This is a genomic window from Billgrantia kenyensis (assembly GCF_013697085.1).
GTDB lineage: Bacteria > Pseudomonadota > Gammaproteobacteria > Pseudomonadales > Halomonadaceae > Halomonas > Halomonas kenyensis.
The window spans coordinates 161900-168449 of sequence record NZ_JACEFT010000009.1 but is presented as its reverse complement, the minus strand read 5'-3'; the positions used below and the strand labels follow the sequence as shown (position 1 = coordinate 168449).

Here is a 6550-nt window from a genome sequence, read left to right as displayed (position 1 = left end):
AAGGGCTGGCCCGCCTCGAGGGTCACGGCGCCGTCGCGAAAGCGGGCGATGCGGATCTTGGGCCCCTGCAGGTCGCCCAGGGCGGCGACGCTGCGCCCCAGGCGGTCGGCGATCTGGCGCACGGCGATCAGGCGGCGGCGGTGGTCGGCGGCGCTGCCGTGGGAGAAGTTGAGGCGCACCACGTCGACGCCGGTGCGGATCATGGCCTCCAGTACGCCCTCGCGGTCGCTGGCCGGACCCAGGGTGGCGACGATCTTGGTGCGGCGGATGGGGTCATGAATGGGAGCGTGTGGCGGAAGCGTCATGGTGTCCTCGGCAAGACCAGGATGGCACGGAAGTCGTTGACATTGGTGCGGGTCGGCCCAGTGACGATCAGCCGATCCAATGTCTGGAAGAAAGTATACGCGTCGTTGCGTGACAGGTAATCGGCCGGCTTGAGCCCCTGCTCGCGAGCGCGCGCCCAGTCGTCGGGCGAGAACAGCGCGCCGGCGTTGTCCTCGGAGCCGTCGATGCCGTCGGTGTCGATGGCCAGGGCATGAACCCTCTCGGCGCCAGCCAGCGCCTCGAACAGGCCCAGCAAGTACTCCACGTTGCGCCCGCCGCGCCCGTTGCCTCGCACGGTGACGCTGGTCTCGCCGCCGGAGAGAATCAGCAGCGGCGCTTCGATCTCGTCGCGCGCTTCCAGCGCTAGCCGCGCCTGGGCGCGGCCCAGCTCGCGGGCCTCGCCTTCCAGGTCGTCGCCCAGTACCTTGACCGTCACGCCGACCGCTTCCGCCGCGGCCCGAGCGGCTTCCAGCGCGTCATGAGCGCGGGCCAGGGTCACGCTGTCGTCACGCGCAAAGGCCTCGTCGTCAGGGGATGGCGCTCCCTGGGCCTGCTCCAGATGGCGGCGCACGTGAGCGGGTATCTCGATGGCGTAGCGCTCGAGCACCGCCAGCGCATCGGCCGGGGTCGAGTGATCGGCCAGGGTCGGCCCCGAGGCGATCTGCGTGGCCACGTCGCCGGGAATGTCGGAGATCAGCCAGGTCACCACCTGGGCAGGGTGTGCCGCCGCCGCCAGGCGCCCGCCCTTGATCGCGGAAAGGTGGCGACGCACGGTATTCATCTGGCCTATCGGTGCGCCGCAGCGCAGCAGCTCGCGGTTGATGGCCTGCTTGTCGGCAAGCGTGATGCCCTCGGCGGGCAGCGTCATCAGCGCCGAGCCGCCGCCGGAGATCAGCGCGATCACGCGGTCGTCCTGGCCCAGCCCCGCGACCGCATCGAGCATGCGCCGGGCGGCCTTCTCGCCCAGGTCGTCGGGCATCGGGTGGGAGGCTTCGAGCACCTCGATCACCTCACACTCCTCAGCGTGACCGTAGCGGGTTACCACCAGGCCGGTGAGCGGCGCATCGGGGCAGCGCTCCTGCCAGGCGCGCTCCAGCGCCGCGGCCATGGCAGCCGCCGCCTTGCCGGCACCGACCACCACGGTGCGCCCGGGGGGTGGATCGGGAAGCAGGTCGGCGACCAGGGAATCCGGATGCACGGCGGTCACGGCCACGTCGGCGAGCCGACGCAGCCAAGTCGCCATGTCTGTCGTGTGGTCCAGGGAAGGAAGTTGTTGTGACATGGGCACACCTCGAACGGATGACAGCAACGACGGTAACAGCAGGGTAGGCAGGAAAAAAGCCCGGCGGCGGAGGGGGTCGAACAGGGGGAGTCCGCCACCGGGTCAGGGCCGTACGAGGTACGGCGGTCGGTGAGCGACGGCCCGACGCTCACCGGGAGGGAAACATTGCCGCTGATGCCGCGCGTCTGGCTGCCGGCGACGTCTCCCCAGGGAAGCCTGTCAGTTGCCTACCTCATGATCGGCCAGGGCTTCCAAGGCACGCAGGATGCCGGCGTGATCCCAGTCTTCACCGCCATGCGCAACACAGGCCTGGAACAGCTGCTGGGCGTTGGCGGTGCCGGGCAGCGCCAGATTGAGGCTGCGTGCGCCCTCCAGCGCCAGGTTGAGGTCCTTCTGGTGCAGCTTGATCTTGAAGCCGGGGTCGAAGGTGCGCTTGATCATGCGCTCGCCGTGCACGTCGAGGATCTTCGACTGGGCCAGGCCGCCGAGCAGCGACTCGCGCACCTTGGCCACGTCGGCCCCCGCCTTCGAGGCGAACAGCAGGCCTTCGGCCACCGCTTCGATGGTGAGTGCCACGACGATCTGGTTGGCCACCTTGCAGGTCTGGCCGGCGCCGTGACCGCCGATGTGGGTGATGGTCTTGCCCATCACTTCCAGCACCGGCCTGGCGCGGGTGAAGCCCTCTTCGGTGCCGCCCACCATGATGGTCAGCGCGGCATTGATGGCACCGCCCTCGCCGCCGGAGACCGGCGCATCGACGTACTCACCGCCGGCGTCGTGGATACGCTTGGCAAAGCCCTGGGTGGCGATGGGGGCGATGGAGCTCATGTCGATCACCAGGGTGCCCGGCGTGAGCCCTTCGACGACGCCATTCTCACCAAACAGCACCAGCTCAACGTCGGGGGTGTCCGGCACCATGGTGATGACGACCTCGGCCTGCTCGGCTACGGCACGGGGGCTGTCGAGCTCGCGCATGCCTTTCTCGGCCAGGGTGGCATCCAGCGTGCCACGCTTGACGGTAACGAGTTCGTGGCCGGCATCCAGCAGATGCCCCGCCATGGGACGGCCCATGATGCCGAGGCCAATGAAACCGATCTTGCTCATGATGATGCTCCTTTCAGCTTATCTTTGTCGTTGCAATCTTGCCCGGCGGCTGTCGCATATGACGTCGCCACTCGGGGCTGATCCGTCGACAGGCCTGCGAGGAGGCGCTGTGAACCCATCCCTGGGCGCTACTTTTGCCATCCCTGGCAAAAGACCTCCTCTTCGGCCTGCCCCCGGCGCCCCTCGTCAAAAGTGCTGCAGCAATTTTCAGCCGCGGGCCTGGTCCAGCCAGCCCAGACCTTCACGGGTTGTTGTCTTCGGCTTGTACTCGCAGCCGATCCAGCCGTCGTATCCCAGCCGGTCGAGATGGGCGAACAGAAACGGGTAGTGGATCTCGCCGGTGCCCGGCTCATGGCGGCCTGGGTTGTCGGCCAACTGCACGTGAGCGATGCGATCCAGGTGCTTCTCGATGGTCGGCGCCAGATCACCCTCCATGATCTGCATGTGGTAGATGTCGTACTGAAGCTTGAGGTTGTTACTGCCCACCTCGTCGAAGATCGCCAGGGCCTGCTCGGTGCGGTTGAGGAAGAATCCCGGGATATCGCGAGTGTTGATCGGCTCGGCCAGCAGCAGGATGCCGGCGGCTTCGAGTTTCTCCGCCGAGTAGCGCAGGTTCTCCACCAGGGTGCGCCGCGCCTGCTCCAGGCTCACGCCCTGGGGCTGGATGCCAGCCAAGCAGTTGACCTGCTTGCAGCCGAGCACCGTGGCGTAGTCGATGGCCTTCTCCACGCCGGCACGAAACTCCTCGACCCGATCCGGGTGGCAGGCAATACCGCGCTCACCGGCACCCCAGTCGCCGGCGGGCAGGTTGTGCAGCACCTGGGTCAGGCCATGCTCGTCGAGCCGCGCCTTGAGCTCGACGGCGGAATAGTCGTAGGGAAAGAGGTACTCGACGCCCTTGAAGCCGGCTTCGGCGGCGGCCTTGAAGCGGTCGAGAAAATCCTCCTCGGTGAACAGCATGCTGAGGTTGGCGGCAAACTTGGGCATGGTTGTCTCCTTGGTTCGTGGCCAGGACTCGCGCGTCTGTCCGGGGCTGACCCGGCGACAGGACTGCGAGGAGGCGCTGTGAACCCATCCCTGGGCGCTATCTTCGCCATCCATGGCGAAGAACCTCCTCTACGTCCTGTCCCCGGCGCCCCTCGGCGCGGCTTGCCAATCAATCGAAACGATGAGTTCTCGCAGCGTTTGTTAAGTAAGCTGGGCAATCGAGGTCGGCGCATCCGCCCCCTCGTCGGCCAGCGCCTCGAACTCGTTGATGGCGTCGAGATCGGTACCCATGGCGATGTTGGTCACCCGCTCGAGGATCACCTCCACCACCACCGGCACCCGATATTGGGTCATCAGCTCCTTGGCTTCCTTCAGGGCCGGTACGATCTCGTCCGGCCGGGTGACGCGCAGGGCCTTGCAGCCGAGCCCCTCCACCACCGAGACGTGGTCGACGCCGTATTCGTTGATCTCCGGGCAGTTGACGTTCTCGAACGAGAGCTGCACGCAGTAGTCCATGTCGAAGCCGCGCTGGGCCTGACGGATCAGCCCCAGGTAGGAGTTGTTCACCAGCACATGGATGTAGGGCAGGTTGAACTGCGCCCCCACGGCCAGCTCTTCGATCATGAACTGGAAGTCGTAGTCGCCGGAGAGCGCCACCACTTCCGCGCTGGGATCGGCCTTGCATACGCCGAGCGCGGCGGGAATGGTCCAGCCCAGCGGACCGGCCTGGCCGCAGTTGATCCAGTGGCGCGGCTTGTACACGTGCAGGAACTGGGCACCGGCGATCTGCGACAGGCCGATGGTGCTGATATAGCGGGTGTTCCTGCCGAAGACCTTGTTCATCTCCTCGTAGACCCGCTGCGGCTTCACCGGCACCTCGTCGAAGTGGGTCTTGCGCAGCAGGGTGCGCTTGCGCTCCTGGCACGACTCGGCCCAGGCGCTGCGATCCTTGAGCGTACCCGCCGCCTTCCTCTCGCGAGCCAGCTCGACGAACAGCTCCAGCGCCGCCTTGGCATCGGAAACGATGCCGTAGTCGGGCCCGAAGATCCGCCCGATCTGGGTCGGCTCGATGTCGACGTGAACGAATTTCCGCCCCTTGGTGTACGTCTCGAGGTTGCCGGTGTGGCGGTTGGCCCAACGGTTGCCGATACCCATCACGAAGTCGGATTCGAGCAGCGTGGCGTTGCCATAACGATGCGAGGTCTGCAGCCCGACCATGCCGGCCATCAGCGGGTGGTCGTCAGCGATGCTGCCCCAGCCCATCAGGGTGGGGATGACCGGCACACCGGTGAGTTCGGCAAACTCCTGCAACAGCGCGCTGGCGTCGGCGTTGATGATGCCGCCACCGGCGACGATCAGCGGCCGCTCGGCCTCGTCGAGCATGGCCATGGCCTTCTCGATCTGGGCACGGGAAGCTCGCGGCTTGTAGGCCGGCAGCGGCTCGTAGGTGTCCGGGTCGAACTCGATCTCGCTCATCTGCACGTCGACGGGCAGGTCGATCAGCACCGGGCCCGGCCGCGAAGAACGCATCAGCTGGAAGGCCTGTTGGATGGCACGCGGCACCTGTGCCGGCTCGAGCACGGTGACGGCCCACTTGGTCACCGGTCCGGCGATAGCCTGGATATCGACGGCCTGGAAGTCTTCCTTGTGCAGCCGGGAGCGCGGCGCCTGGCCGGTGATGCACAGGATCGGGATGGAGTCCGCGCTGGCCGAATAGAGCCCGGTGATCATGTCGGTGCCGGCGGGGCCGGAGGTGCCGATGCACACGCCGATGTTGCCGGCCTGGGTGCGGGTGTAGCCCTCGGCCATGTGCGAGGCACCCTCGACGTGACGCGCCAGCACATGATCGATACCGCCAACCTTGCGCAGTGCGGCGTAGAACGGGTTGATGGCGGCACCCGGCACGCCGAAAGCGACATCGACGCCCTCCTTCCTGAGCACGTGAACGGCGGCTTCTGCTGCGGTCATACGAGCCATGACGGTTCCTCCCGTAGGTGGCTTTGTTCTTGTGGAGAGTTGTTTTTGGAAAATATTTCTGTATTTCGAGATTAGAAGCCGCAGCCCACCTCGTCAACACAAACTGGAAAATATTTTCATAAATTCGATTGGACACAAAAAACCCAGGCCAAAACAGCAGCCTGGGTCATTCTTTCCCGAAAGCTCAGAGCGTGACGCGTAGCGCCAGCGGATGCTCGTCGCAGTTGTTGCCTTCACCGCCCCGATCCACCACCAAGAACTCCCCTTCACGCTCCAGTACCGACTGGATGGCGTGCCAGGTACCGGCGCGATAGTTGACGCCCTGGCGACCGTCGGTGACGAAGGCACGCACCTCGGCCGGGTCGATGCTGTCGCCTGGCGGAGCCACCACGATCACGAAGCGCTCCTCGTGCAGCGGCATGAAGGCCTGGCTGCCCTGGGGGTGACGTTCGAGGAAGTCGAGTTCCAGCGGGATCGACACCGGCTGACTGACGAAGATGCTGATCAGCGCCCTCGCCTCCTCGCCCAGGGTCTCGACCTTGGCCAGGTCGTGGTAGCGCCGGGTGCGTCCGGCATTGATGTGAAAGTAGTCCGCCGTGCGCGTGTCGATGACGTCACCGAAGGGCGCGAAGGCCTCAGGCGTCAATGGCTCGGCTTTGAGTTCCAGCATGTTAATGTTAGCCCCTCGATTCATTCGGCAATCAGCCTATATCACCGGGGCTGATCCGGCGGCAGGCCTGCGAGGAGGCGCTGTGAACCCATCCCTGGGCGCTACTTTTGCCATCCCTGGCAAAAGACCTCCTCTCCGGCCTGCCCCCGGCGCCCCTAACGTCGCTGAGATCGGAAAACTCGGCGACGTTACTGAAAGCCCCCTGC

At 65.9% G+C, this 6550-nt stretch carries 6 protein-coding genes; all 6 read right to left on the bottom strand.

The genetic code is table 11. The annotated features are described in order from the left end of the window. On the bottom strand, positions 1–305 hold a 305-nt coding region (locus tag H1D44_RS09605), incomplete at its 3' end, for a pyruvate kinase (protein WP_244964798.1). Continuing rightward, positions 302–1606, bottom strand: coding sequence for a glycerate kinase type-2 family protein (locus H1D44_RS09600; protein ID WP_238984367.1), 1305 nt, complete (start codon positions 1604–1606; stop codon positions 302–304). The genes H1D44_RS09600 and H1D44_RS09605, both read right to left, overlap by 4 nt. 219 nt (positions 1607–1825) lie before the next feature. Beyond that, a complete protein-coding gene (locus H1D44_RS09595) occupies positions 1826–2710 on the bottom strand; it encodes a 2-hydroxy-3-oxopropionate reductase (RefSeq protein ID WP_181514632.1) in 885 nt (294 codons plus the stop codon). A 207-nt stretch (positions 2711–2917) separates the two neighbouring features. Further along, the gene (gene hyi / locus H1D44_RS09590) at positions 2918–3697 is read right to left on the bottom strand and encodes a hydroxypyruvate isomerase (RefSeq protein ID WP_181514631.1); all 780 of its coding nucleotides are present in this window, start codon (positions 3695–3697) and stop codon (positions 2918–2920) included. A 201-nt stretch (positions 3698–3898) separates the two neighbouring features. Next, on the bottom strand, positions 3899–5674 hold the full coding sequence (gene gcl, locus H1D44_RS09585; protein WP_181514630.1) for a glyoxylate carboligase: 1776 nt from the start codon (positions 5672–5674) through the stop codon (positions 3899–3901). A 184-nt stretch (positions 5675–5858) separates the two neighbouring features. Then, positions 5859–6344 carry an ureidoglycolate lyase gene (locus tag H1D44_RS09580; RefSeq protein WP_181514629.1) on the bottom strand — a complete coding sequence of 162 codons (486 nt, stop codon included), beginning with the start codon at positions 6342–6344 and terminating at the stop codon, positions 5859–5861. Between the last annotated feature and the right edge of the window lie 206 nt (positions 6345–6550).

Bases quoted from the DNA above. Each gene is read 5' to 3' on its own strand.
- H1D44_RS09595 (WP_181514632.1), bottom strand. From the start codon at position 2,710: ATGAGCAAGATCGGTTTCATTGGCCTCGGCATCATGGGCCGTCCCATG.
- H1D44_RS09580 (WP_181514629.1), bottom strand. From the start codon at position 6,344: ATGCTGGAACTCAAAGCCGAGCCATTGACGCCTGAGGCCTTCGCGCCC.
- H1D44_RS09600 (WP_238984367.1), bottom strand. From the start codon at position 1,606: ATGTCACAACAACTTCCTTCCCTGGACCACACGACAGACATGGCGACT.
- gcl (WP_181514630.1), bottom strand. From the start codon at position 5,674: ATGGCTCGTATGACCGCAGCAGAAGCCGCCGTTCACGTGCTCAGGAAG.
- hyi (WP_181514631.1), bottom strand. From the start codon at position 3,697: ATGCCCAAGTTTGCCGCCAACCTCAGCATGCTGTTCACCGAGGAGGAT.